Annotated in this window: 23 protein-coding genes and 1 pseudogene; 4 read left to right on the top strand and 20 right to left on the bottom strand. The window is 44.1% G+C overall.

Going from position 1 to position 23,911, the window contains the following annotated elements:
* Positions 1–30: 30 nt before the first annotated feature.
* The 4 genes from tgt (at position 31) to secF (ending at position 4,526) form a co-directional block, all read left to right on the top strand.
* A complete protein-coding gene (tgt, locus tag ACKI4H_RS17585) occupies positions 31–1,161 on the top strand; it encodes a tRNA guanosine(34) transglycosylase Tgt (protein WP_407308040.1) in 1,131 nt (376 codons plus the stop codon).
* Between the two features lie 102 nt (positions 1,162–1,263).
* Entirely contained in the window at positions 1,264–1,593 is a 330-nt protein-coding gene (yajC, locus tag ACKI4H_RS17580) for a preprotein translocase subunit YajC (protein ID WP_131288646.1), read from the top strand.
* A gap of 51 nt (positions 1,594–1,644) precedes the next feature.
* Positions 1,645–3,546 (top strand): protein translocase subunit SecD, encoded by a 1,902-nt coding sequence (gene secD / locus ACKI4H_RS17575; RefSeq protein WP_407308038.1) that lies wholly within the window; start codon positions 1,645–1,647, stop codon positions 3,544–3,546.
* Positions 3,547–3,554: 8 nt separating this feature from the next.
* A complete protein-coding gene (gene secF / locus ACKI4H_RS17570) occupies positions 3,555–4,526 on the top strand; it encodes a protein translocase subunit SecF (RefSeq protein ID WP_407308036.1) in 972 nt (323 codons plus the stop codon).
* 140 nt (positions 4,527–4,666) lie between these two features.
* Here secF and ACKI4H_RS17565 read toward each other — a convergent pair whose 3' ends face one another.
* From ACKI4H_RS17565 to ACKI4H_RS17470, 20 genes and pseudogenes are all read right to left on the bottom strand, one after another.
* Positions 4,667–5,101, bottom strand: a complete 435-nt coding sequence (locus tag ACKI4H_RS17565) for an excinuclease (RefSeq protein ID WP_407308034.1) — start codon at positions 5,099–5,101, stop codon at positions 4,667–4,669.
* Positions 5,102–5,123: 22 nt separating this feature from the next.
* Positions 5,124–6,344 (bottom strand): beta-ketoacyl-ACP synthase, encoded by a 1,221-nt coding sequence (locus tag ACKI4H_RS17560; RefSeq protein ID WP_407308032.1) that lies wholly within the window; start codon positions 6,342–6,344, stop codon positions 5,124–5,126.
* A complete protein-coding gene (locus ACKI4H_RS17555) occupies positions 6,344–7,069 on the bottom strand; it encodes a 3-ketoacyl-ACP reductase FabG2 (RefSeq protein WP_407308029.1) in 726 nt (241 codons plus the stop codon). Before ACKI4H_RS17555 ends, ACKI4H_RS17560 begins: the two co-directional genes overlap by 1 nt.
* On the bottom strand, positions 7,066–7,503 hold the full coding sequence (locus ACKI4H_RS17550) for a 3-hydroxylacyl-ACP dehydratase (protein WP_407308027.1): 438 nt from the start codon (positions 7,501–7,503) through the stop codon (positions 7,066–7,068). The genes ACKI4H_RS17555 and ACKI4H_RS17550 overlap by 4 nt, the downstream gene beginning before the upstream one ends.
* Complete coding sequence (locus ACKI4H_RS17545; protein ID WP_407308143.1) at positions 7,500–8,699, bottom strand: beta-ketoacyl-[acyl-carrier-protein] synthase family protein; 1,200 nt, start codon at positions 8,697–8,699, stop codon at positions 7,500–7,502. The genes ACKI4H_RS17550 and ACKI4H_RS17545 overlap by 4 nt, the downstream gene beginning before the upstream one ends.
* A 12-nt stretch (positions 8,700–8,711) precedes the next feature.
* The gene (locus ACKI4H_RS17540; protein WP_407308025.1) at positions 8,712–9,263 is read right to left on the bottom strand and encodes a DUF3261 domain-containing protein; all 552 of its coding nucleotides are present in this window, start codon (positions 9,261–9,263) and stop codon (positions 8,712–8,714) included.
* A 1-nt stretch (position 9,264) separates the two neighbouring features.
* Positions 9,265–10,563: an NAD(P)/FAD-dependent oxidoreductase gene (locus ACKI4H_RS17535; RefSeq protein ID WP_407308023.1), complete on the bottom strand. Its 1,299-nt coding sequence runs from the start codon at positions 10,561–10,563 to the stop codon at positions 9,265–9,267.
* 19 nt (positions 10,564–10,582) lie between these two features.
* The gene (locus tag ACKI4H_RS17530) at positions 10,583–12,907 is read right to left on the bottom strand and encodes an MMPL family transporter (RefSeq protein WP_407308020.1); all 2,325 of its coding nucleotides are present in this window, start codon (positions 12,905–12,907) and stop codon (positions 10,583–10,585) included.
* Positions 12,882–13,481, bottom strand: a complete 600-nt coding sequence (locus ACKI4H_RS17525; protein ID WP_407308141.1) for a LolA family protein — start codon at positions 13,479–13,481, stop codon at positions 12,882–12,884. The genes ACKI4H_RS17530 and ACKI4H_RS17525 overlap by 26 nt, the downstream gene beginning before the upstream one ends.
* Positions 13,482–13,534: 53 nt before the next feature.
* Positions 13,535–13,954 carry an acyl-CoA thioesterase gene (locus tag ACKI4H_RS17520; RefSeq protein WP_407308139.1) on the bottom strand — a complete coding sequence of 140 codons (420 nt, stop codon included), beginning with the start codon at positions 13,952–13,954 and terminating at the stop codon, positions 13,535–13,537.
* Between the two features lie 19 nt (positions 13,955–13,973).
* Positions 13,974–15,506 (bottom strand): histidine ammonia-lyase, encoded by a 1,533-nt coding sequence (gene hutH, locus ACKI4H_RS17515; RefSeq protein ID WP_407308018.1) that lies wholly within the window; start codon positions 15,504–15,506, stop codon positions 13,974–13,976.
* Positions 15,506–16,384, bottom strand: a complete 879-nt coding sequence (locus tag ACKI4H_RS17510; RefSeq protein WP_407308137.1) for an acyltransferase — start codon at positions 16,382–16,384, stop codon at positions 15,506–15,508. Before ACKI4H_RS17510 ends, hutH begins: the two co-directional genes overlap by 1 nt.
* Before the next feature lie 55 nt (positions 16,385–16,439).
* Positions 16,440–17,180, bottom strand: a complete 741-nt coding sequence (locus ACKI4H_RS17505; RefSeq protein WP_407308016.1) for a glycosyltransferase family 2 protein — start codon at positions 17,178–17,180, stop codon at positions 16,440–16,442.
* 8 nt (positions 17,181–17,188) lie between these two features.
* A complete protein-coding gene (locus ACKI4H_RS17500) occupies positions 17,189–18,859 on the bottom strand; it encodes an AMP-binding protein (RefSeq protein WP_407308014.1) in 1,671 nt (556 codons plus the stop codon).
* A gap of 11 nt (positions 18,860–18,870) precedes the next feature.
* Positions 18,871–19,425 (bottom strand): septation protein IspZ, encoded by a 555-nt coding sequence (locus ACKI4H_RS17495; protein ID WP_407308012.1) that lies wholly within the window; start codon positions 19,423–19,425, stop codon positions 18,871–18,873.
* Positions 19,422–19,670: an acyl carrier protein gene (locus tag ACKI4H_RS17490; RefSeq protein ID WP_407308009.1), complete on the bottom strand. Its 249-nt coding sequence runs from the start codon at positions 19,668–19,670 to the stop codon at positions 19,422–19,424. The genes ACKI4H_RS17495 and ACKI4H_RS17490 overlap by 4 nt, the downstream gene beginning before the upstream one ends.
* Positions 19,671–19,678: 8 nt before the next feature.
* Positions 19,679–19,939: a phosphopantetheine-binding protein gene (locus ACKI4H_RS17485; protein WP_407308007.1), complete on the bottom strand. Its 261-nt coding sequence runs from the start codon at positions 19,937–19,939 to the stop codon at positions 19,679–19,681.
* Positions 19,923–20,736 (bottom strand): annotated as a pseudogene (locus ACKI4H_RS17480) (lysophospholipid acyltransferase family protein). Before ACKI4H_RS17480 ends, ACKI4H_RS17485 begins: the two are co-directional and overlap by 17 nt.
* The gene (locus ACKI4H_RS17475) at positions 20,730–21,368 is read right to left on the bottom strand and encodes a beta-ketoacyl synthase chain length factor (RefSeq protein ID WP_407308005.1); all 639 of its coding nucleotides are present in this window, start codon (positions 21,366–21,368) and stop codon (positions 20,730–20,732) included. Before ACKI4H_RS17475 ends, ACKI4H_RS17480 begins: the two are co-directional and overlap by 7 nt.
* Before the next feature lie 236 nt (positions 21,369–21,604).
* Complete coding sequence (locus ACKI4H_RS17470) at positions 21,605–23,911, bottom strand: RelA/SpoT family protein (RefSeq protein ID WP_407308003.1); 2,307 nt, start codon at positions 23,909–23,911, stop codon at positions 21,605–21,607.

Below are 23,911 nucleotides of genomic sequence, written 5' to 3'. Positions count from 1 at the left end.
GCAGTGCTTTGCTCTTGTTCAGGATATTTTATGAAGTTTGAGAAATTAGGTCAGTCGGGTCGTGCCCGTCGTGGTCGTTTAACGCTTGAACACGGCGTGATTGAAACGCCTGTATTTATGCCGGTGGGCACTTACGGCACAGTAAAAGGCATGTTGCCACGCGATATTGAAGATATCAAAGCTCAAATTATTTTGGGCAATACCTTCCATCTTTACTTGCGCCCAGGTTTAGACGTGATTCGTGAACATGGTGGCTTACACGAGTTCATGAAATGGAATAAACCAATTTTAACCGATTCAGGCGGCTTTCAGGTATTCAGTCTGGGTGCTATGCGCAAAATCAAAGAAGATGGGGTGACTTTCCGCTCTCCGATTGATGGTTCTAAAGTCTTCTTATCACCTGAAATTTCAATGGATATTCAACATACCTTGAATTCAGACATCGTAATGATTTTTGATGAATGTACGCCTTACCCGGCAACTCGTGAAGAAGCACAAAAATCTTTGCAGCTTTCGCTACGCTGGGCAAAACGTTGCAAGACCCAACATCATGATGTGCTCAAAAATAAAAATGCCTTGTTCGGTATTATTCAGGGTGGGATGTACGAAGATCTTCGTGATGAATCACTCAATGGTTTAAAAGAAATTGATTTTGACGGTTTTGCCATCGGTGGTCTTTCTGTTGGTGAGCCGAAAGAAGAAATGATCAAGGTACTGGATTATCTTCCTGTGAAAATGCCTGAAGACAAGCCGCGTTACCTGATGGGTGTTGGCAAACCGGAAGATATTGTGGAAGCGATCCGTCGCGGTGTCGACATGTTTGACTGCGTCATGCCAACCCGTAATGCACGTAACGGTCATTATTTTGTGACAGATGGTCTGGTACGTATTCGTAATGCCAAATATCGTCATGACCAAAGCCCGCTTGATCCACAATGCGACTGTTATACCTGCCAGAATTTCACGCGCGCATACTTATTCCATTTGGAAAAATGCGGTGAAATGCTTGGTTCTATGCTCGGTACAATTCATAACCTGCGTTATTACCAAAGATTTACACAAGACATCCGTGATGCATTAGATAATGGTACTTTTGATCAATATGTCCAAGATTTTTATGCCTGTCGTGGTCTAGAAGTTCCCCCTTGTCCTGAAGATTAATCTTTCAGCATTTGCGCTGAAGAAAAAGACAGGGTAAATTGCAGAACAAGTTATTTTATTATCATATTGTTGATATACAGTTTTTTATTTTAGGAAAATGAAATGAGCCTTTTTATTTCTACTGCTCACGCAGCGGGTGAAGCTGCAGCCCAGCCAAGTTTGGTTACTAATCTTTTGATGATTGCAGTATTTGTTGCAATTTTCTATTTCCTTATTTGGCGCCCTCAAGCAAAACGCGCTAAAGAACACCGCACCTTGGTTGAAAGCCTGGGTGTAGGTAGCGAAGTGGTTTTTGCAGGCGGTTTAATGGGTAAAATCACTAAAATTGAAGGTGATTTTGCAGTGGTTGAATTAAGCCGTGGCGTAGAAGTAAAAATTCAGCGTGCAAGTGTGATTTCAGTTCTTCCTGAAGGCACATTAAATAATCTTTAATCAAAAAGAGTCGTGCCCTCGCACGACTCTTTCATTTTAAGAAGAAAATAAATGCGTTACCCAGCATGGAAATATCTGCTGATCATCGTGGTTTTGATGATTAGTACCTTATATGCCCTGCCTAGTTTGTATCCCGATGAACCTGCTGTTCAAATTTCGGGTGCCAAAGCCGGTACCCAAATTGATCAAAGCATCGTACAAAAAGCAGAGCAATTATTAGAAAGTGAAAAAATTCCAAGCCATGACAACAGCTTTAGTAATAATGCTGCCCTTTTACGTCTTGATTCTTCAGAAGCACAGTTAAAAGCCAAAGAAGTATTGCGCCGTGGACTTGGCGATAATTATGTTGTTGCATTGAACCTTGCGCCAACCACTCCTGAATGGCTACAAAAAATTGGTGCAAAACCAATGAAATTGGGTCTGGATTTACGTGGTGGTGTGCACTTCTTGCTTGAAGTAGATATGGACAAAGCCATCAGTCAGCGTATGGAAACATCTGCGACTGATTTGCGTCGTCAACTGCGTGACAACAAGCTGAAATTCAATAGTCTGGCGTTGAATAACAACACCATTACTGTGCAGTTTGCAAACAACAGTGACCGTGATGCAGTAATGGACTTTTTGCGCCGTAATGGCAATGAATTCACGCAGCAAGCGATTGCATCTGAATCAGGTTCGACTTTACGTCTGAACTATACCGATGTACGCAAGCAAGAAATTCAGTCTTATGCGGTAAATCAAAACTTAACCACTTTACGTAACCGTATTAACGAGTTAGGGGTGGCGGAAGCACTGGTTCAAACCCAGGGTAGCAACCGTATTGTGGTTGAACTTCCGGGTGTTCAAGACACTGCTGAAGCAAAACGTGTCCTGGGTCGTACAGCGAATCTGGAATTCCGTCTGGTTTCTGACTTGAATGACCAATATATCGATCCGTATACCGGTAAATCGACAGGTCAGGCATTACCTCCGGGCACAGAACTTTTTGCTTATGAATCGCTAGATAGCGGTCGCGAATTATTATTGAACCGCAACCGTATTCTGACCGGGGAACGTGTCCAAAACGCATCAAGTGGCTTTAGCCAAGATAGCGGTGGCGCTGAAGTAAATATTACTTTAGACAGTGCTGGTGGCAAGCTGATGTCAGATGCAACACGTACTGCGGTTGGTAAACGCATGGCGGTATTGTTCATCGAGAACAAGCAGAAAATCAGCTATGTACCCGATCCTGTAACGGGTGCACAAATTGAAGTACGTACCCCTTATGCAGAATCGGTCGTGATTAATGCGGCAACCATTCAAGCCGTATTGGGTTCACAATTCCGTATTACCGGTCTGGATTCTCCGCAAGAAGCAGCTGAACTTGCGCTGATGCTTCGTGCAGGTGCCTTGGCTGCACCGATGTACTTTGTTGAAGAACGTGTGGTGGGTCCGAGCCTGGGTCAAGAAAATATTGACAAAGGTGTGTTATCGACTCAAATCGGTTTCATCCTGGTTGCAATCTGGATGGTGGTGTTCTTCCGCCTGTTCGGGGTGATTGCCAACTTTGCCCTGATTGCCAACCTGGCCATGATCCTAACGGTGATGTCGTGGATTGGTGCTTCGCTAACCCTTCCGGGTATTGCCGGTATCGTGATTACCATTGGTATGGCGGTCGATGCCAACGTACTGATCTGTGAGCGAATAAGGGAAGAGATGAAATGGGGAGCCTCGCCCAAACAAGCGATTGTCGCGGGTTATGATCGAGCCTATAACACCATTTTTGACTCCAACTTAACCACGTTCCTGGTTGCGTTTATTCTTTTTGCCATCGGTACAGGTCCAATCAAAGGCTTTGCCGTGACATTGATGATCGGTATTATTTGCTCGATGTTTACTGCAATTACAGTAACCCGTGCAATCGTACAGCTTATTTATGGCAAAAAACGTAACTTGAAGAAGTTGAGCATTTAAGGAGATCTATGATGACTGATATGACTCAACCTGACTCAAAAAAATACGGCCGCCCTGATGATGAACGGATAATTCCGTTTATGAAAATTGCCAAACCAGCGGCAATTTTTTCCATTATCCTGACGATTGCAAGCATCTTCTTTATTGTGACCAAAGGTCTAAACCTGGGTTTAGACTTTACCGGTGGTGTCTCTGCAGAATTAAACTATGCACAACCTGCCAACCAGGCTGAAGTAGTTAAAGCTTTAGATCAAGCCGGGTTTAAAGATGCCGTGGTGCAGACCCTCGGCAGCAACAAAGATCTTTTGGTGCGTATGCCTCCTCAAGATCTTGAAATAGAGAATCTAAGTAACGCGATTACCAAAGCGGCTCAATTGCCGAATAATACTGCTGTAGTTGACAAAGTGGATGCTGTTGGCGGTCAAGTCGGAAATGAGCTGTATGTACGCTCTGCAGGTGCTGTGGCACTGGCATTACTGTTAATGCTGGTCTACGTTACGATCCGTTTCGAATTCAAGCTGGCGGTAGGCGCGGTGCTTTCGTTATTTCATGACGTGCTTGTAACAGTGGGTATTTTTGCCCTAATGCAATGGCCTTTTGACTTAACCGTATTGGCTGCAATTCTGGCACTTTTAGGCTTCTCGTTAAACGATAACATCGTGGTATCGGATCGTATTCGTGAAAATTTCCGCAAGATCCGTGGCGCAAGCCCGCGTGAAATTATCGATATTTCTTTGACAGAAACGCTACGCCGTACCATTCATACCTCAATGACCTTATTGCTGGTTGTTGTGGCCATGATGTTCCTCGGTGGGGAAGGTTTACACTGGTTCTCTATTGCGATGTTTATTGGAGTATTTGTTGGTACCTATTCTTCGATTTACATTGGTACTGCCTTTGCCCTATGGCGTGGTCTGAACCGTCAAGACTTCATTGTTCAGGTTAAACCTGAATTTGAAGAAGAAGAAATTCCTAAATAATTTCTTTAAACCAGATCAGCTTTAAATTGACATAAAAAAGCCCATCTTCGGATGGGCTTTTTTATGCTACAGCAAAAATGGTATCGAAAATTCATCCATCTTGCTTTGTGTAATCTCTATCTAAATGGCATTGCTTAAGCTTAAAACTTCACCAGATCCGCTTTTAAAGCCACGCTTGCTACTGCCATGCCTTTAAAGCACTGATAGGTCGTTGAACTTTTACTTTCATTCGATTTAAAGTAGCTGACAATATTAATGACAGAATTTGCCCCTTGCGCTTTTGCCGTGTTTTGCAATTGAATCAATGCAGAACGTAAAACATGATCACAGGCTGCATCTGCAGATTTAGCGAAACCATTGGTTTTTTTATTGGTCACTGCATCTTTTTGTACCACTTTACCACCAGACTTGGTTCCCGCCAGATAAAACTTCACTGAACCATCCAAGGTACCATCGGCAACGGCACGCTCAACTGCACTGTTAAAATCCAGATTATGTGCAGTATCAGCAGCCTGAACTGAAACGATCCCACTCAAACACAATGCTACTGTAACTGTTAATTTTTTCATTAACATGATTTTTACCCTCTTGTTGTTGTTAAACCCGTTTAAAAATAAGAGAGGTATTAATTCCTCCAAATGCAAAATTATTGCTCATGATGATGTCGGCATTGATCTTTCTAGAATCATTTACGATGTAATCCAGATCGCCACATGCCGGATCTATTTCTTCTAAATTTAAAGTGGGAACAAACTGGTTACGCTGCATCATTTCAATACTCAGCCACGCTTCTACCGCGCCACATGCACCCAAAGTATGCCCGAAATAACTTTTCAGCGAGCTGATCGGTTTCTTGCCCAAAATTCTTGCGGTTGCCTGAGTTTCTGCAATATCACCCTGATCGGTCGATGTGCCATGTGCATTCACATAATCAATTTGGTCTGCCTGCAGTTGTGCATCCGCCAATGCCAGCTCCATACAGCGCCCCATCATTTCAGGATCTGGACGCGTGACATGCTGTCCATCGGTATTGCTGCCATAGCCGATGACTTCTGCATAAATTTTGGCACCACGGGCTTTGGCATATTCATATTCTTCTAAAATTAAACAGCCTGCGCCTTCACCCACCACCAGGCCATCACGTTTTGCATCGAATGGACGCGGTGTTTTTTCCGGATGTTCATTTTGACCGCTGGTGGCCAGCAATACATCAAACACCGCTGAACCTGCAGCACTTAATTCCTCGGCTCCCCCTGCCAGCATCACGGTTTGCTTGCCGTACTTAATCGCTTCATAAGCCTGACCAATGGCCATTGAACCCGAAGTACAGGCACTGGAAGTCGGTAAAGTTAAACCTTTTAAACCAAAATACACGGTCATGTTCACCGCACTGGTATGCGACATCATGCGGATATAGGTAGTCGCATTCATTCTGTTCATGTTGTTATCAAGCAACATGCTGCCAAATTCGCTAATCGCATCGATACTACCGGCCGATGAACCAAATGCCACACCGGCTTGACCACTATTCAAGATCGGATCATTTAACAGGGCTGCATCTTCAAGGGCTTTTTCAGCACAAACCGTCGACATTAGAGCTACTCGTCCCATGCCGCGTGTCACTTTACGGTTAAAATGCTTGGGAATGGTAAAAGACTTGACTGGGCCGCCGAGTTTGCTGCGTAAGTCAGTGTAGACTTCCCATTCTGGCATATAGCGAATACCGCTTTTACCTTGTTCAAACTGAGTGAAAATCTGATCCGCAGTTTCACCTAAAGAAGTGATTCCTGTCATGCCCGTGACCACAACACGTTTCATCAAATCAATCCCCCATTGACTGAAATCACCTGTCGGGTGATATAACTGGCATCATCACTGCATAAAAATTTCACCACTTTCGCCACTTCATCGACCTGTCCCATGCGTTGTAGTGGAATCATCTTCAAAGCATGTTCTTTTACTTCTTCAGTCACCATTTCGGTTTCAATTAAACCGGGTGCTACGCAGTTCACGGTAATTTTTCGTTTCGCCAGTTCCAGCGCCAAAGCTTTAGTCGCACCAATTAAACCGGCTTTGGCTGCACTGTAATTGACCTGACCACGATTGCCCATTAAACCTGACACAGAAGACATAGTCACAATGCGTCCACCTTGTTTCAGGCGAATCATCGGCATCACTAAAGGTTTCAATACATTGTAAAAACCATCCAGAGATGTAGAGATGACTTCATCCCAGTCATTGTCGGTTAATGCAGGAAAGGCTGCATCACGGGTTAGACCTGCATTCAGCACGACACCATAAAATGCGCCATGTTCTGCAGCATCCTGCTCAAGTAATTGCATGACATTTTCGCGGTCATTCACATCAAATAAAAGCGCATGGCTGGATTGTCCCAAAGCCTGAATTTCCTGTACCACCTGTTCTGCTTCTTGTTGTCTGGATCGTGCATGTACAGTGACATCGAAACCTGACTGTGCCAATTGCAAGGCAATGGCTTTACCAATTCCACGGCTTGAGCCTGTTACTAAAATTCTTCTACTCACTCTAACTTCCCAATATTTTCTTCAATTTCTGGCGGTTCAAATACACTCAACATGGCACTAAAACGATGTTCCCGATACTCAATTTCACAGTTAAACTGCCCCAAGCCCTCATGCAAATAGCCCTGTTCCGCTTTAATCCGTACGGTTTCCCCTAAAGCAAAATAAGGCACAGGCAACTGCATTTTTCGGGTACCCAATAAAAAACCAATTTTTGGCGGTAAGCCTGACATTTTCCCTTTATGCCCTGCATAGGCACTAATGGTCTGCGCCATCAGTTCAATACTGGTCCAAGTCGGTAAACCTTCGGCTTCACAAAACATCAGTTCTGGTCGAATCACCAATTCCGCAATCGCAAAATTTTCATTGGCTTCAATCAAATGATCCACAAAGACCATCGGCTTTTCATGCGGGATAAACTGTACTGCATCCATCATTTCAGTGTTGTTCCAAAAATCAAACTGATATTACTGCCACCAAAAGCAAATGAATTACTCATCACATACTGGATCGGCTGTTGCAACTGTGCATCCAGTACATAATTTTGCTCATCCAGTTTTGGGTCAATGCTACCCGATTGGTGTAGGGGCAACCATGACTGATCTGCTAAAATTTGCTGGCAAATCACCGCTTCAATCGCGCCTGCTGCGCCTAGGCAATGTCCTGTTTTATGTTTGGTACTGCTAATAAACACATCATATTGCTGGAATACTGTCTGAATGGCTTTAATTTCCATGGCATCATTTTGGTGAGTCGCTGTGCCATGCATATTTAAGTAACCAATATCACCTGCCTTGATTCCGGCCATATCCAACGCTTTTTGCATAGCCTTGGCAGCCCCTTTTCCTTCCGGATGTGGTGCGGAAATATGCCAGGCATCCATGGATTCACCCGCTGCCATTAACATGACAGGTGCGGTCTCTTTGGACAATAAAAACAGGCCTGCTGCTTCACCAATATTAATCCCGTCACGCTGTGCACCACAGGGCTGACACAGATCGCTGGACAGGCTTTCCAGGCTATTAAATCCATTTAAGGTCAGCTGACATAAAGTATCGACACCACCCACCAGAACAGCATCGGCTAGATCAGCATTAATCAAACGCTGTCCTGCCGCCATGGCTTTGGCACTCGAAGAACAGGCAGTGGAAATGGTATATGCAGGACCTTCCCACCCCAAATACATTTGCAAGCCTTTGGCCAGACTGCCCATTTCCTGCTTGTAATGTTGGACTTCAACCTCAGCCTGATTGACAAAATATTGTTTCAGGACTTTTTCATTGTCTGCAATACCAGAGGTCGAAGTACCCAGAATAATCGCCAAACGCTTGCGATCAAATTGCGTAGTATAGTCACGGATTTCGCTTTCTATCGAACTTAAAGCAGTTAAGGCAAAACGTAGATTACGCGAATCAACATCTTGTAAAAATGCTGGAATAGTTTCAATTAAGGGCTGTGGATAGGCACCGACCCAAACCTGTTTTTCCGGGATAAATCGTGAAACCAGGCTCAAGGTATTTTGCGGTGTGGTCAGCGCCTGTTTGATCTGTTCAGCGGTATTTCCCAATGCCGACAACCCCACGCTGAACTGAATCCCAACTGCAGGATGTTGTGTACTGATTTGATCACCCATCATCATTGCCTCTTATTCCGTGCTTTTCACATCAGTATTTTCCAAGCCATCATTGATGCGACTAATGACCATTTGATACGGCACTTGCAGGTTATCCAACTCAATCACATCATTTTCATGTTTGATGTTTAATACATGCTGCTGGTTGATAAAAACCGACTGTGCCTGAGCAGATTTTTCAAAGCGAACATTCTGCTGCTGCAACTGGGCAAAATTCGGATAAGTTGCATATAAAATATCGCGCACCACAAACTCAAATGGCAACAGCCTCATTTGCTCGATCCGCTGTTCGACATGCACTTTATGGCCATCAAAACTGAGCTTGAATAATTGCTGTCCAGTCAGGGTTAAAGCCAACATCTCCAGCTTGGAACCTTGCTGTTGCTGATACAGTAGAAAACTAAAACTCTGCTCTTTCCATTGAACTTCTAACTGATCCTGACGCTGATAATTCTGTGCAGCCCAAGTGGTAGTCGCCAAGCCTTGTGCTTTCGGCAGCATCGATTGGCAGCCACCACAGAGCAGGATTCCAGCGAGTAACATTGCAGTCCATTTCAGTTGCATATTAGCCACCATTGCTTAGGGTTTCAGTTTGCTGTGGATCGCGGCAATATTCAGCCAAGGTGCTTAAGCGTTTTTTGGCATTTTTATGAATCGGATTGCTGGTATCCCAGGCATAACCGGCCAGCAGTGATGACACCATACTGCGAATTTTTTCGTCTTGCTGGGTTGAAAACACCATATCCTGAAATTCACCGCTATACCAGGATTCCACATAGGCACGGAACACCTGAATGCCAGCACGTAGCGGTTTCTCGTATTGCTCCATCCAGTTGACCTGTTGCCCTTGCAGCACCTGATCCACCAAAGGAATCGCGAGGCTTGAAGATTTTAAGGCAATGGTTACACCTGATGAAAATACCGGGTCGAGGAATTCACCAGCATTGCCCAAGAGCGCATAATTACGGTCCGCCAAATGTTTCACATTGGCAGAATAACCCACTAGAGTTCGGACTGGCGTATCAAATTTGGCATTGCGTAATACTTGTGACAGGCTTTCGTCATCGGCCAGAATCCGTTTAAACAAGGCTTCCAGATCATATTCAGCGCTGCCATCAAAGCCATATTGTGCAAAGAAATCTTGCTCTGCAACCACACCAAAAGATGAACGGCCGTCGGCAAATGGAATCACCCAATACCAAGCGCGATGGTCTTTAGCGTGCACGGTAATCAGGACTTTTTCACGGTCAAAGTCGGGATCATCTAAAATGCCATCTTCAATATGGGTAAATATGGCACGACGTATCGGAAAGTTGGAGGGACTTTCCAGGTCTAATAACTTCGGCAGGATCCGGCCAAAACCGCTAGCATCAAGTAAAAATTTAGCCTGAATTTGATAAATATTTTGCCGTTCATCTTTCACGGTTAGAATCGGATGTTCAGGGGCAACATCAACATCAATAACTTCATGGCCAAAGCGAATTTCTGCGCCCTGTTTTTCAGCTTGTTGCGCCAATAAATGGTCAAAATTGGCACGGCGAACCTGCCAGGTGGTACCTGGACCTTCGCTAAACTTCTGGGTAAAGTCATAAAAACTGCGTTGCTTACCTCTTAGGAATGCCGCGCCATTTTTAAACTGAAAGGCAAATTCGCCAACATGCTCACGTACCGTATCCAGCAGCCCTGCTTCTTCTAAAAAAACCATGGATTGTGGCAACAACGATTCACCAATCGAAAAGCGCGGAAAATATTGTTTTTCGATTATCGTGACCTGATAACCTTTTTGGCGCAGCAACGCTGCTGCCGAACTGCCTGATGGTCCCGCGCCGATAATCAATACATCTGTGTGTTGCATGGTGCTCATTGCACTGTACCTTAATCTCTCAGTTCTTTGACTGATATTGTTGAAGCACAACATGCTTGGCATCGGAAGATGTAAACAATGTTGCGTAAATAAATGAAAAAATCACCCCAAGTAAAACCGTCAAGCCAAAGCAGTGAATCGCGTAGGTATGGCTAAACGATAATAACCCGAAACCCAGCAAGGTCGACATCATACATAGGAATAAGGCCATGCCCACCACTTGCGGATGGTCATGGCCATGCCGGTAGAAAATGGCATAGTCCACCCCAATCCCGATAATCAGGAAAGTGCCCATAATGCTGAATAAATTGATTTCAATACCCAGCCACGCCTGAATTGCAAAGGTGGTCATCAACGCCAGACTCACCGGTAGCACCAAAGGCAAAACTGACTTGATCCCATAAATAATGCCCAAGCCAATAGCCAAGGTAATTAAAGCCGAAAGCAATAACCACTGCGCCTGAATACGGTGCTGCTGAAACAGTTCAGACAACTGGTTCACGGGACGTAACACTTGTACCTGCGGACTATTCAGTTGTTCTAAAGCGGCAACATTATGGACATTTTGCAACAGCACCAGACGCTCGGTTGGGCTCATTTGCAAAAAGGCCAAAGGATGCTGGGCCATTTCAGCAGGACTAAGTAAGGGTTGCTGTGCGAGTTGCTTTTGCCAAGCTAACACCTCTGCCGGATTCAGCTGCAATGCTGCTGCATAGTCCTGCAAGACACTGGCTGGAATCGCCTGCAATAACTGGATATTGTGCTGTTGTTGCGCTTCAGATGGCAACCACTGTCCTAAAGCCTGAACGGTATCTAAAGCCCCTTCACGTTGTAAGATTTGCAGTTTTTGCAGCAATTGCTGTTCGTTTTGTTCAAGCTCTGCTGCAGTATTGCCATGTACCACAAAATATTCACTGCTTTGTTGCTGCATAAAACGGTCGCGTACGTACTGATCTTCCTGCTTCAGTTTTTGATCCATACTTTGTAAGTTGCGAATATCATCATTGCTTTGCAGCAACATTAAATTGCCGCCAGCGACCACGGCAATCACCGCAATTAAGCCGTAACGCAGACCGTTTTTGGCTTGAACAAAGCTGCGTGCTTTACTAATAAAACTTAAGCTGCGAATAGCAGGTTCGGCATTTAAGGCCGGTAAGCGTGGTAATAATAAAACACTGGTAATCCAGGCCGCAGCCAGACCAACCATCGAAAATACTGCGATCTGTTTAAAGCCCGGAAATGGGGTAAAACTTAAGAAAATATAGGCGACCAATGTGGTCATCAGCCCCATAAATAGGCTTGGCAATAACGGCTTTAATACGGCAAAACCGTTGATCTGTCGATGCTGCGATTGCATGGCCATAAAGTAAAACGAGAAATCGACGCAGACCCCAACCAGACTGGCACCAAACACCAAAGTCATCAGGTGAATTTCACCAAACACCCAATGGGTGATGGCAAATGCCACCAAGCAACCAGTACCCACAGCAATCATTTCAGTCAGCATCGGACGAACCGAGCGGAAACCAAACAGCACTAAAAGGAAAATTCCCAACGTCGAACCTAGGCCAATGGTGGAGATTTCCTTTTCAGCTGAGGTCGTGCCAAATTGGGCAAACAGCAAGGTGCCGGTCCAATGGGGTTGAACCTTCATATGACGTAATTGTGAATCGAGCTGGTCAATCCAGGCGGCAGTTTTTTGCTGATAATCAATATTGTAAGGACTGTTTTTCAGCTCTAAAACCAATAAACGTGAAATACCTTGATCATCTCGAATGGTGGCAAAGCCATCTTCCAAAGTAATATCAGCATTGCTCTGTAAACTGGATAAGCCCATGGCATAACGCGGGAACAACAGCAGCGGATCTTTTTGTAATAGCTCTGCCGTCACAGGCATCCCCGGACTCATGATTTGCAATAAACCTTGATCTGTCAGGGAGGCATAATCTTGTTGTTCCAGCAGCTTTTGATCATCAGGGGTCAACAAGCCGGCACGATGTTGATATAACACCTGAGCAAACTTGTCACTGTCTAGCTGTGCATTTAAGGGCTGCCATAAATCGCTTTCTGCCACACTTTGTTTAAAGGTTGTGGTAGCTTTTGTTAGAGCTGCCTCATCTTTGGCATTCAGTACCACAAACACTTTGCCATTCAATTGCTGACTGACATATTGCTGCGCCCGTTCCAGCCTTGGGTCTTGGTTCGCTTCAGGCAATAATGCAAAAATATTGGTTTGAATGTGAATATCTTTTTTCAGCCAAGCCGTACCCAGCGCGATGGCGATCACGCTGAGCACAATCAGCCACAGCGCCGTAAATTTATTTTGCCAGTTGGAAAAGTGCATTTTCCTCAGCCGTTAAAATTTGGGGTTGAGTAGTTTGCTGGCTAAAGCGAATGGTGGTGCTGTTGTTGCCTTTTTCCTGCAGCACAATACGATCGACATAACGCTGTCCTTGTGCATCGACACGGACAAATAATTTTTTAAATAAACTACTTTTCGGCGTTAAAGCCACATTCCATTGTGCTGGGCTATAACTTGCGGAAACAAGATTGAAGTTTTTGGATATCGCAGCTTCATTTCCCGACATCAGCTGCAAGAACATGGTTGCAACCGAACCATAAGGTGATTTATCAATTTCAATCTGACTATAGGTACGCTGGGTTTTTTGCACCAGTTTACGCGGGGTCACAATCAGGTCGGCTTTGACTGGGGTTTGAATTTTCCAGATCACCCCTTGTGATTTGGAAAATAGTACCATGCCTTTGGAAACAAAGGTTTTATTCATTGAAGCCAATTTTTTTTGCTGTTCAAAATTGGCACGCACGGTAGGAGTCGCGGAAAGCTGTCCAAAGATTTGTCTGAGCTGCGGATTTTGCGCATGCACCGGTTGCCACAGCAACATGATAAGAGATAGCATGCCTGCGAATAACAGCCATGCTGCACGTTGTAGATTGATCAATGTCATCTGCTTTACTCCGACTTAAACTCAGACCAAGCGTTTAAACGCTGCAATAAAATTTGCGGTGACTGGAAACACATTTCACGGCTTTCAATATGTACCGCCACTTGAGTGGTATAGCCTTTGGTGAGTCTTTTTCCAGTTTCCGCATCAAAAATTTGATACTCAATTTTCAGGCGATTTTCCCATTCTTTTAAAATGGCACGTACCCGAATTTTCTGTTGAAACAGGATGCCATGTGCATAACGCACGTGGCTTTCAATCACAGGCCATGCATAGCCAGAGTCACGCATCTGAATATAGTTATACTGAAACTGATCCAGCAACTTGCAGCGTGCAATTTCAAAATACTTTAGATAATGCCCATGCCAGACCACGTCCATGGTATCCACATCATGAAATGGCACTTCAATCATCACATCGACATGCATAGTCTGTATCCCATCAGGTTTAGCGAACAAGTTCACTGCTTAATAATTCCAGATTTTCGAAACGATCCACCAGCTGCTGCAACTCGTGTTGCAATGGTCGATCTTCTACTACGTAATCAAATGTTTGCAACACCCAGACCTTAAATGCAGCCAACACTTCAGCCAGTTTGCCATCTAAATCTTTTAAGTGAATGGCTTGAACACTGGCACAACACAGTGCAGCAATCACCTGTTCGGTCAGTACAATTACACGGCTGGCATCACGCGCAGCAATGGTGCCCATACTAACCTTGTCTTGGTTATGACATTCAGTCGAGCGCGAGAAAATCGAAGCTGAAAGGGTTTGTTTCAAGGCTTCTGCCGTCCATGCCGACACGCCAATCTGTACGGCTTTAAAACCATGATTCAGCGGTAAACGATCATCAGTTGCACCAGTCAAGTTACGTGGCAAACCATTATTCATTTTATAGTCGACCAGTTGCGCCAATTGGCGGTCCATTAAATCGGCAATATTGGCGATCATGATTTTCAGGCTGTCCATGGCTTGGGCAATATGCCCGCCATAGAAATGGCCACCATGCAACACGCGTAAATTCACCGGATCAATCAGTGGATTGTCATTACTGGAGTTCAGTTCATTTTCAATAAACTGACGTAACCATGGCTTAGAGTCTTCAAATACGCCAATAATATGCGGTGCGCAGCGTAGCGAATATCGGTCTTGCAAACGTGAACTTTGATGTTCAGTTTGTACTTCACTATTTAGCCAATTACGCAATTGCGCGGCAATGTTTTGCTGGCCCGGATGCGGTTTTTGTGCAAACAGCACTTCATCAAAATGGCTCGGATTGCCTTCCAATGCCAGAACGTTGAGGGCTGTAATACAGGTGCTGGCCAAACTAATCTGTTCGGCTTTTTTATAGTTTAAGCAGGCAATTGCGGTCATCACCGCTGTGCCATTCATTAGCGCCAGTCCCTCTTTAGGACGTAACACCAAAGCCTGCATGTCTTTTTCACCATAGACACGACTGACCGCAACAATTTGTCCCTGATGGTAAACATCACGCTCACCGACCAAAGCACCTGCGATATAGGACAAGGGAGTTAAATCACCACTGGCACCGACTGAACCTTCCGATGGAATCACCGGAATCACATTTTCATTCAGCATCCACACCAGACGTTCAAGCAAGGTATGCGAAACACCAGAATAACCACGTGCCAGTGAACATAAACGTGTCACCAGCACCGCACGAGCGGTAATTAAATCCAGATTTTGACCTAGCCCACAGCCATGAAAACGGGATAAATGTAAAGGCAGTTCATTGACCTGATGCGCTGGAATTTCCACCAGACAGGAATCGCCATAGCCTGTGGTCACGCCATAAATCACGCCTTCATCCTGCAACAGCTGATCCAGAAAATCGGCACCGCGTTGAATCAATTCACGCCATTCAGAAGATGCAGGCAAAGCCACGGATTTTTCCTGACGTGCAACAGCCACCACATCTTCAATCGAAAGTGGTGTTTCCCCAACTATTAACACTTGCATTAATCTTTGTTCCAGAAATTATAGAAATTAAACCATTGATATGGCGCACGAATACAGTGCTGTTCAAGTAAGCTGACATATTGACGTGTAGTATTTTGAATAGTTTGCATGCGGTTTTTACGCGGAAAATTTAGTTGCTCTGCAATCGGATGAATATGCACTTCAAAACTATTTCCAGCGCGATAACAAAACACTGCAAGCACCGGCACTTTCAGCAAGCTGGCTAAAATCCAGGCTCCTTGCGGCCAGTTCGCTTCTTCACCCAAAAATGAAACTGACTGTACCCGATCCGATTGCACCGGAACGCGATCCGCCGCAACAATAATCCATTCACCTTGATCAAGTTTTTCTTGTAGGATCATTGCAGTTTCAATACCTAGTTCATCCACCGAAACCAGATTGACATCGGCATGATCATTCAGTTTTTTTAGAAACTGGTTAAATTTGGTGGCGTGCTTTTGATAGACCAAGACATTAATTTTTTGTGGATGTTCCGACTTGACCGCCCTTAGCAACTCAATATTGCCAAAATGCGACACCACAATCACCGCGCCTTTTTGATAATGCGCGCGGAAATGCTCATGTCCATGCAAAACCAGTTGCTGCTCCGGAATTTTACCTAGCCAGCCTTCAATCTTATCCAGAATACATTCGCCAAACTGCATTAAATGCAGATAGCTATGGCTCAAACTAGGCGTGGTTTTGAAGGGTGAATTTGGTCCTGCAAAATGGTGCAACCGGGTTAAATAGAGTTGTGAGGCCTGACGTGCAGTGACCGAAAAAATCCAGAACCACAAAATAATAAAATACATCAATACCCGGCAAAGCCAGCGACCACCTAAACGATAGAAAGCCAACACCAAATTCAGTGAAAACATCCCACCCCGTTCTTTGATGTCATTCCATTGCGTTGTGTTCAGCTCAGCCACTCAATTAACCTTTTACTTTCTGTGACAGCAATTTAGGCAAACGCAGCAGCATTCCGCCAAATAAACGTAAATGGGTCTGACTCATGCCCAGATTGTCACGCCATAAATTAAAATGCGAAATACCATTTTCTGGGTAAATCACTTTGGTCGGCACATTCATAAAAAGTACACCTACCCATTTCAGACGGACCAGAATTTCACTATCAAAACCCATACGCGGCTGAAATTTTGCAGAATCCAGTACCTGAATGGTACTGGCCAGTGGATAAACCCGGAAACCGCACATGCTGTCTTTAATTTCAAAAGACAGGCTATTAATCCACACCCAGATATGAGTAGCATAACGACCATAAAGCCGTTTTTTCGGAACCGATTCATCAAAAATCGGCTGGCCGATGACCATTGCTTCAGGATTGTGTTGAGATATTTGCAGGAATTTTGCCACATCCTGCCAGTCGTGCTGACCGTCAGAATCGAGCTGTAATGCATGACTAAAACCCAAAGCATGTGCATGGCGTAAACCGCTGATCACTGCCTTACCTTTGCCCTGATTATGGCTATGCTCAACCAGCTCCACCAATGGATATTGTGCTGCAATGTCATGTAAAAGTGCTGTACACGCGGCATCACTGCCATCATTCACCAGAATAATGGGCATCTGAAACTGATCTAAATGTTCAATCAGGGCCTCAATATAATGCGGATGGTTATAAACTGGAATCACAAAACAATGCTGCATATACATCCCCTTTTCTAAGCCTGTTCAGTTTGTGTTTTAAACAACAAGCGGCCAGATGCCAATGGCTGCTCTGCATGACTTAATACAAAACTGACTTTGTGCATTTTTCTCGACAATTTCAATTGTAATACCCTATAAGGCTGGATCAGGTCCTGAAACTTGAGCTGTTCAAAACCATTACACCATTCAAGCTCTGCCCAAGTTTGACGGGCAAAATGCTGAATAAACCCAATCTGCCCTACACCCGGAAAAATTGGATAATCTGGAAAATGTCCTTTAAAACATTCCAGTTCGGGAGAAAATTCGAGACGATAGAGTGTCTGATCTGGCTCATTCTGTTGCTCCAACACAATAGGCAACAACATAGGTTGAAATAAGGATTTCATGTAGTGTTTATTCAGCTTAGATTGGGTATTTTGCGGTAATTGGGTCAAAAATCGCCATTGTCTTGGAATGGCGATGCTTTCCAGCTTTGACTTTAACTGCGCTTTGATCGTTGCTACATATTGCGCTTTGTTGCTGATTTGCAGCTGTTGTCTGGCCTGCTCGGACAAGACCGCAACACAGGCTAAAATCTGACGATGCTCCCGTTCCAGAATTAACACATGGCACTGCACAATTTCATCCAGCTCGATAATTTTCTGTTCAATGGCATCCAGACTGAGGCGTTTCTCTTCCAGTTTTACAATACGATCTAGTCGTCCCAGCAAACGAAATGGACTTTTGAGATTTACGACATCAATCACTTCAACTTTATCACCAGTGAAAATCCAGTCTTCAATAAAAGCATGATTGGTTCTAACTTGCAGTTCCTGTTGCTCAGCTGCCTGAATGTCGACATTGGCAAATGGAGTCCATAATGCGTCATCTTGCTTTCGATGTGCAATCCCGCCAGTTTCGGAGCTGCCAAACACTTCGGTAATCTGTCGGTTTAAATAAGGACGTACACCGGATTCCAGTTTTCCACCGGATGAATATACGGTGAGGCAGTCTTGCAATAACACATCGTTAGTCCAGCGTTTTAACAAGGCAGGACTCGCAACCACATAATTATCCATCTTGAAAGCAGCTAACTTTTTTTGAATATCGGTCACATCTTCAGGGAAAGCCAACTGTGCTTGATAAAAACAGCGACCGCTTGCCAGTGGCCAGAGCAACTTAAACAGCAAACCATAAATATGCTGATGACTGACTGTCGCAATGGCAATCACCTGTTCGGGTAATTGAAAACTGGCATCCAGTCCCTGCACTTCATTGAGCAATTGACGTAAAGTACGCGGAATTTTCTTCGGCTGACCGGTAGAACCGGAAGTGTAAAAATAGATTTTCGCCTGATGCAAAAAGGCATCATCCAGATTTAGTTCAATATTTTGATTTTGTAGTAACGATACCGATTGGCGCTGCAGGAAATAAATGTTCTGTTCCGCAAGTTCTTTTTCTAAATCACTGACCCGATTAGGTGGTAAAAGCACCTGTTTTTGGGCCAACAGTGCGGCAAATAGCAGCACTAGAAACTGGTAACTGTCAGACTCCCACAAAGCCCAACTTTCCTGTGAAAGTGACTCAATTTCATGGCGTTGTTGTAGCACATCCTGCCAGAAATCCTGAAAACGGATTGGGCTTAAATCAGGCTGAATACACAGTGGTTTCAGTGAATGAAGATGACTCTGAAAATGACACAACATAACAATCCGTTTTATTCCTGAAATTGATTTAAGCGCTGCTGTCGCTTACGCAAGATAAATTCGCCCAGCAATAACAACCCCATCAGTACATAGGAAATAAAACCGTTATACAGCACCCAAATCTGCATTGGAGCAAACAGGACGGTCGCCAAGGCAACAAGGGCATTCAGCACAAAAAAAATGCACCACACCAAGGTGACTTTACGGGTCCAGATCACCCCTGCTTCAGGTAATTCCGGTTCTGCCAGACGGGCAAAACGCTCAATCATGGAAGGCGGTTTAATTAATGTAGAGGCAAAAATGAGAAGTGCACCGACACTCATGAATACTGGATACAGTTTCAACCAAGCATGATCTTTTAAAATCAGGCTCAAGCTGCCACATAGAATCGCAAATCCGGTGAGTGGCCAGAGCAAGGTATTGCCCTTGCTGAACAGACGCAATAGTCCCAGGATAATCAGCAGACTACTGACCCAGATATATTGACCATGCGCCAAACTATAGCCCACTAAAAAAGGATAGAGAATCAAGCCGATTACCACTATCCCTTTGAAGAGCAGGTTCATTCAGCAGACATGTTCTGAATTACAGCCACGACATCCTGAACCGTGCGAACACTTTTAAAATCTTCAGGATTGACCTGTTTACCGGTCAATTCTTTAATTTTGACTACTAGATCAATCGCATCAATACTGTCGACATCCAGATCAGTGGCTAAATTCGCATCCAGCTGGACCTCTTCCGGGATAATTTCAAACAGATCTTCCATCCATTCTCTTATTTTTTCAAGCACTTGTTCCTGAGTTAACATACAACCTCTTACGCCTTTTGCGGTGCTTCAACCAAAGCCACCAGACTTTGAATTGATTTGAAATGTTGCTTGGTCTCCGCCGATTCTGCATTCAAGTGAATGTTGTAACGTTTTTTCAGCGCTAAACCAAGTTCCAAGGCATCAATGGAATCTAAACCCAAGCCATCGCCAAATAGCGGTGCTTCGGTTTCAATATCCTCTATGCTGATATCCTCAAGGGCCAGAACATCAATAATCATTTGCTTTAATTCATCAGCAAGATTGCTCATTTTTCAGATAACTCTTGGTTAAAAAACTGGTGTAATTGATGATTCAGATGACGTACATTTTTCGGGCTAACCGTGACATCATCTAAAAGCTCATCGATGTGAATGGCATCCAGTACCTTCACTTGAATATGAAATGGTCGTGCAGGAATGTGATACCACTTTTCATTTTTGGTTAAAGTTGAAGGCGTACAGGTGATCAGTACTGGACGAATCGGCACATGGGCACGAATCGCAATGTTTGCTGCACCGCGCTGAAATTCATTCAGCAGCTCGCCTTTTGCCGTACGTGTCCCTTCAGGAAAAATCAGTAACGATGCAGCTTGATCAGTCTTTAATTTTATAACGCAGTCCTGAATAAACTTTTCAGAACCGGCATTTAAAATATAACCAGCATTTTGCACTGGGCCTTTGGTAAATAGATTGGACCACAGCGCTTGCTTCACCACACAGTTGGCCTGTTCCATCAGGCCAATCAGCACCACCACATCAACCAGTGTGGGGTGATTGGCAATGACCAGTTCCTGTCTACTGTGCTGTAATTTTTCCAGGCCTTCAATGTCGTAGCTCATAATTCCAAGCTTGACCATCATTTCGGTAAAGCCCTTGAAACTATGCTTAATCACTTTTTGGGTACGCTGCTGACGCAACCCCGGATTTCGGGTCGACAGATTGACCAATGGTGCAACCAGGCTACCAATTGCAATACCACCGAAACCGAAACTGGCAAAACTAAAACCGGTTGCGCCCACACGCCACAGATAATTGGCTTTTTGTTTAATTTGATCGCGTTTTAACATTTTTGCCATGCCTGAACCTGAGGGTATTCCTGATCCTGTTCAGATTGCTGCCAAAAATCATAAAAATTTTGCGCATCTAGATATTTATGGCGATGATGCGTTAATGCGTTGATATCCAATTTTAAATTTGGCGTTTCAAGGCTGATTACCGCCGACATGGCAAAACCACTGAAGGGCTGAAATTCCTGATAAATTTCTGGCAAAGCTTCATCGTAATAGACGATAAGAACTCGTGCATTGGATTGTGGTGTGGTTTTTAACCAGGCATACGCTTCTATTAGGGCTTCGCTCCACGATGCTGCAAGACTGTTCGATGGGGTCGCATCCTGACATAAAATCGAATACAACCCTGCAATCGCATTATGCACGGAGGTCGAAAATTGGGTCGGGGATGGAGTTTGATCTTGCAGTACATCAGCCAGAATTTTCAGGGTTTTATGTTCATCCCCATACTGGGATGCCCAGACAATATAGTCCACTGACTCTAAATTAAGCGAATGAATCGCGCTATTTAAAGCCAGTTTTGCAATTCCGGATAATCGTCTGCGCTGCATGGCCGGAATCTGTTCTAAGGCAGCAATGGTCTCGTCGGCATGACTGTTATACAGTTGTGATACATTTATTTGAATCATGCCTAATTATTCCATACCCTAAAAATTGTTTAGCTCGGAAGCCATTTTATTCGCGGGATTATAGCATTTGTGATAAAAATTACACAAAAAAATATCCTTTACACTTTCAATAACATAAATGTACTACCTTGATTTATTTATATATTTCAGGTCTAACTCGTACAGTCATTATTAGGGGTATAAAAAAACCAGCAACACAAGTTGCTGGTTTTTCAGGAATCATTTAAAGCTTTGAATTAATTACCTTGAACCAAGCGACGTGCGCTAATAATTCCCGGTTGCTGCTCTAAACGTGCCAACAACCGTGATAACTGTGCCAGACCTTTCACCTCAATCAACAACTTCATATTGGCAATACCGTCTGTTTCTGAAATGGTATTCACCTGACGAATATTGATTTGATCTGAAAAAATCACTTGGGTTAAGTCTTTCAGCAGACCACGACGATCGTAGGCTTCCACCACAATCTGTACGCTTTGACCACGGGTCGGCTGCATTTCCCAATCGGCTTCAACAGCACGTTCAGGTTCTTGAGAAATCATCCGGATATAATCTGGACATACAACTTTATGAATACTTACACCCCGGTTCAGCGTGATATAACCCCCAATGGGTTCTCCATGCACCGGTTGACAACATTGCGCAATATGCAGTTCAACATTATCTAAACCGTCAATTAAAATGCCATGCGCAGACAGGGTGTGACTGGCACGCGGATTTAAGGTCGGTTTGAGTACCAGTTCAGGTTCATCTTGACCGATGTGCATATGACGATTGACCTGATTGATCAAGGCATGCAGGCTAATATCGCCATTCACCAAACCAATCAGAATATCCTCCCCCAATTTGACATTAAAGTGATTGCAATAATCATTTAAATCAATGCTTTTGGGATGAATTGCCAAACGTGAAAGTTCTTTATTCAGAATTTCACGACCAACTTCCAGGTTTTTACTACGATCTTGCTGTCTAAACCAGTGACGCAATTTATCGCGTGCCCGGGAGGTCTTGATATAACCCAGTGAGTTTACTAACCAGTCACGATTTGGCTCACGATCTTTTTTGGTTAAAATTTCAACCTGTTCACCTGTTTTTAAAGCATAGGTTAAAGGTACATAACGCTGGTTGACCCGTGCTGCATAACACTTATTTCCTACTTCAGTATGTACATGGTAGGCAAAGTCTAAAACGGTTGAGCCACGGGGTAATTCTTTAATGTCCCCATCACGGCTAAACACATAAATTTTTTCAAAGCCTTCGAAATCTTGAACCTGCTCAAAACTCTCGGAATCGTCATCTGACTTATGGGCGCTGGAATCATTACGTTCTTGATAATGTTCAAGTACTGCACGCAATGAATGTAAACGATGATTAAAAGAATGATCGGTATTTTTTCCGCCTTCCTTATAATTAAAGTGCGAACATACTCCAAGCTCTGCTTCTTCATGCATATCCTTGGTACGGATTTGCACTTCAAGCGACTTGTTCTCAGCAATGACCGCAGTATGCAATGAGCGATAACCATTGGCTTTAGGATTGGTAATGTAATCATCAAATTGATGTGGGATATGACGCCAAATCTGATGCACAATCCCGAGTGAGTGATAACACTCAGGTACGCTTTTTACCAACACCCGAACTGCACGAATATCATAAAGCTGATCGAAACTGAGGTTTTTACTTTTCATTTTTCGATAAATCGAATAAATGTGTTTTACCCGTCCAGTAATATCTGCTTCGATATTATAGCTTGCCAGTTCATTTTTCAGTTTATCAATGACAAACTGAATATATTGCTCGCGCTCTAAACGTTTTTCATTCAGTAAGGTTGCAATTTCCTTATAACGTTCCGGGGCCAAATAACGAAAGGCTAAATCTTCAAGTTCCCACTTCAGCTGGGCAATCCCTAAACGGTGGGCCAAGGGTGAATAAATGGTCAGGATTTCTCGCGCAACCCGTTCTTGACGCTCGCGTGATGCCTGGGTCAGTTCCCGCAAGGCATAAGTCCGCTCTGCAAGTTTGATCAAAACCACGCGAACATCTTCAGTTACGGAAATCAGCATTTTATAAATGCCGCTTAAATGTTCTCTTTGATTGTTATTAAAATGATCTTCCAGACGCTTGTTCTTTTCAATCAGTTCAGAAAGCTTACCCATCGCCAAGGTCCCTTGGACCAGACTATGCACTTGCTCGCCAAAATGTTCACGAACTTCTTCAAGCGTCATGACGCCTTCACGCACACTTCGGTACAGCATTGCTGCGGACAAAGTATCTTCATCCACATGTAAATGTGCCAAAATATCCGCCATCTCAATACCGGTATAAAAGGTATTGGAACGATGATTAACCGTAGTTTGTAACTCTTTATGTAAAGTTAGATGGGCAACTTCTTCGAGTTGTTTAAGCGCTGCGTCATCTAATATGCCACGAACCCGATCCAGCCATTCTGCCAAATCGTGTCGAGCTTGTTCGGCATGCTCTACAGTCGCTTCCTCGGACAGCTCATTGAGACGTCCAGGAAGTTGTTCACGTACTGTGACCAT

This window comes from Acinetobacter sp. (genome assembly GCF_045628685.1).
Lineage (GTDB): Bacteria > Pseudomonadota > Gammaproteobacteria > Pseudomonadales > Moraxellaceae > Acinetobacter.
This window is presented reverse-complemented; position numbering and strand designations above follow the sequence as displayed.

Coding starts and splice junctions, on each gene's coding strand:
- tgt (WP_407308040.1), top strand. CDS start 31: ATGAAGTTTGAGAAATTAGGTCAGTCGGGTCGTGCCCGTCGTGGTCGT.
- yajC (WP_131288646.1), top strand. CDS start 1,264: ATGAGCCTTTTTATTTCTACTGCTCACGCAGCGGGTGAAGCTGCAGCC.
- secD (WP_407308038.1), top strand. CDS start 1,645: ATGCGTTACCCAGCATGGAAATATCTGCTGATCATCGTGGTTTTGATG.
- secF (WP_407308036.1), top strand. CDS start 3,555: ATGATGACTGATATGACTCAACCTGACTCAAAAAAATACGGCCGCCCT.
- ACKI4H_RS17565 (WP_407308034.1), bottom strand. CDS start 5,101: ATGTTAATGAAAAAATTAACAGTTACAGTAGCATTGTGTTTGAGTGGG.
- ACKI4H_RS17560 (WP_407308032.1), bottom strand. CDS start 6,344: ATGAAACGTGTTGTGGTCACGGGCATGACAGGAATCACTTCTTTAGGT.
- ACKI4H_RS17550 (WP_407308027.1), bottom strand. CDS start 7,503: ATGATGGATGCAGTACAGTTTATCCCGCATGAAAAGCCGATGGTCTTT.
- ACKI4H_RS17545 (WP_407308143.1), bottom strand. CDS start 8,699: ATGGGTGATCAAATCAGTACACAACATCCTGCAGTTGGGATTCAGTTC.
- ACKI4H_RS17540 (WP_407308025.1), bottom strand. CDS start 9,263: ATGCAACTGAAATGGACTGCAATGTTACTCGCTGGAATCCTGCTCTGT.
- ACKI4H_RS17535 (WP_407308023.1), bottom strand. CDS start 10,563: ATGAGCACCATGCAACACACAGATGTATTGATTATCGGCGCGGGACCA.
- ACKI4H_RS17530 (WP_407308020.1), bottom strand. CDS start 12,907: ATGCACTTTTCCAACTGGCAAAATAAATTTACGGCGCTGTGGCTGATT.
- ACKI4H_RS17525 (WP_407308141.1), bottom strand. CDS start 13,481: ATGCTATCTCTTATCATGTTGCTGTGGCAACCGGTGCATGCGCAAAAT.
- ACKI4H_RS17520 (WP_407308139.1), bottom strand. CDS start 13,954: ATGCATGTCGATGTGATGATTGAAGTGCCATTTCATGATGTGGATACC.
- hutH (WP_407308018.1), bottom strand. CDS start 15,506: ATGCAAGTGTTAATAGTTGGGGAAACACCACTTTCGATTGAAGATGTG.
- ACKI4H_RS17510 (WP_407308137.1), bottom strand. CDS start 16,384: ATGTTTTCACTGAATTTGGTGTTGGCTTTCTATCGTTTAGGTGGTCGC.
- ACKI4H_RS17505 (WP_407308016.1), bottom strand. CDS start 17,180: ATGTATATGCAGCATTGTTTTGTGATTCCAGTTTATAACCATCCGCAT.
- ACKI4H_RS17500 (WP_407308014.1), bottom strand. CDS start 18,859: ATGTTGTGTCATTTTCAGAGTCATCTTCATTCACTGAAACCACTGTGT.
- ACKI4H_RS17495 (WP_407308012.1), bottom strand. CDS start 19,425: ATGAACCTGCTCTTCAAAGGGATAGTGGTAATCGGCTTGATTCTCTAT.
- ACKI4H_RS17490 (WP_407308009.1), bottom strand. CDS start 19,670: ATGTTAACTCAGGAACAAGTGCTTGAAAAAATAAGAGAATGGATGGAA.
- ACKI4H_RS17485 (WP_407308007.1), bottom strand. CDS start 19,939: ATGAGCAATCTTGCTGATGAATTAAAGCAAATGATTATTGATGTTCTG.
- ACKI4H_RS17475 (WP_407308005.1), bottom strand. CDS start 21,368: ATGATTCAAATAAATGTATCACAACTGTATAACAGTCATGCCGACGAG.
- ACKI4H_RS17470 (WP_407308003.1), bottom strand. CDS start 23,911: ATGGTCACAGTACGTGAACAACTTCCTGGACGTCTCAATGAGCTGTCC.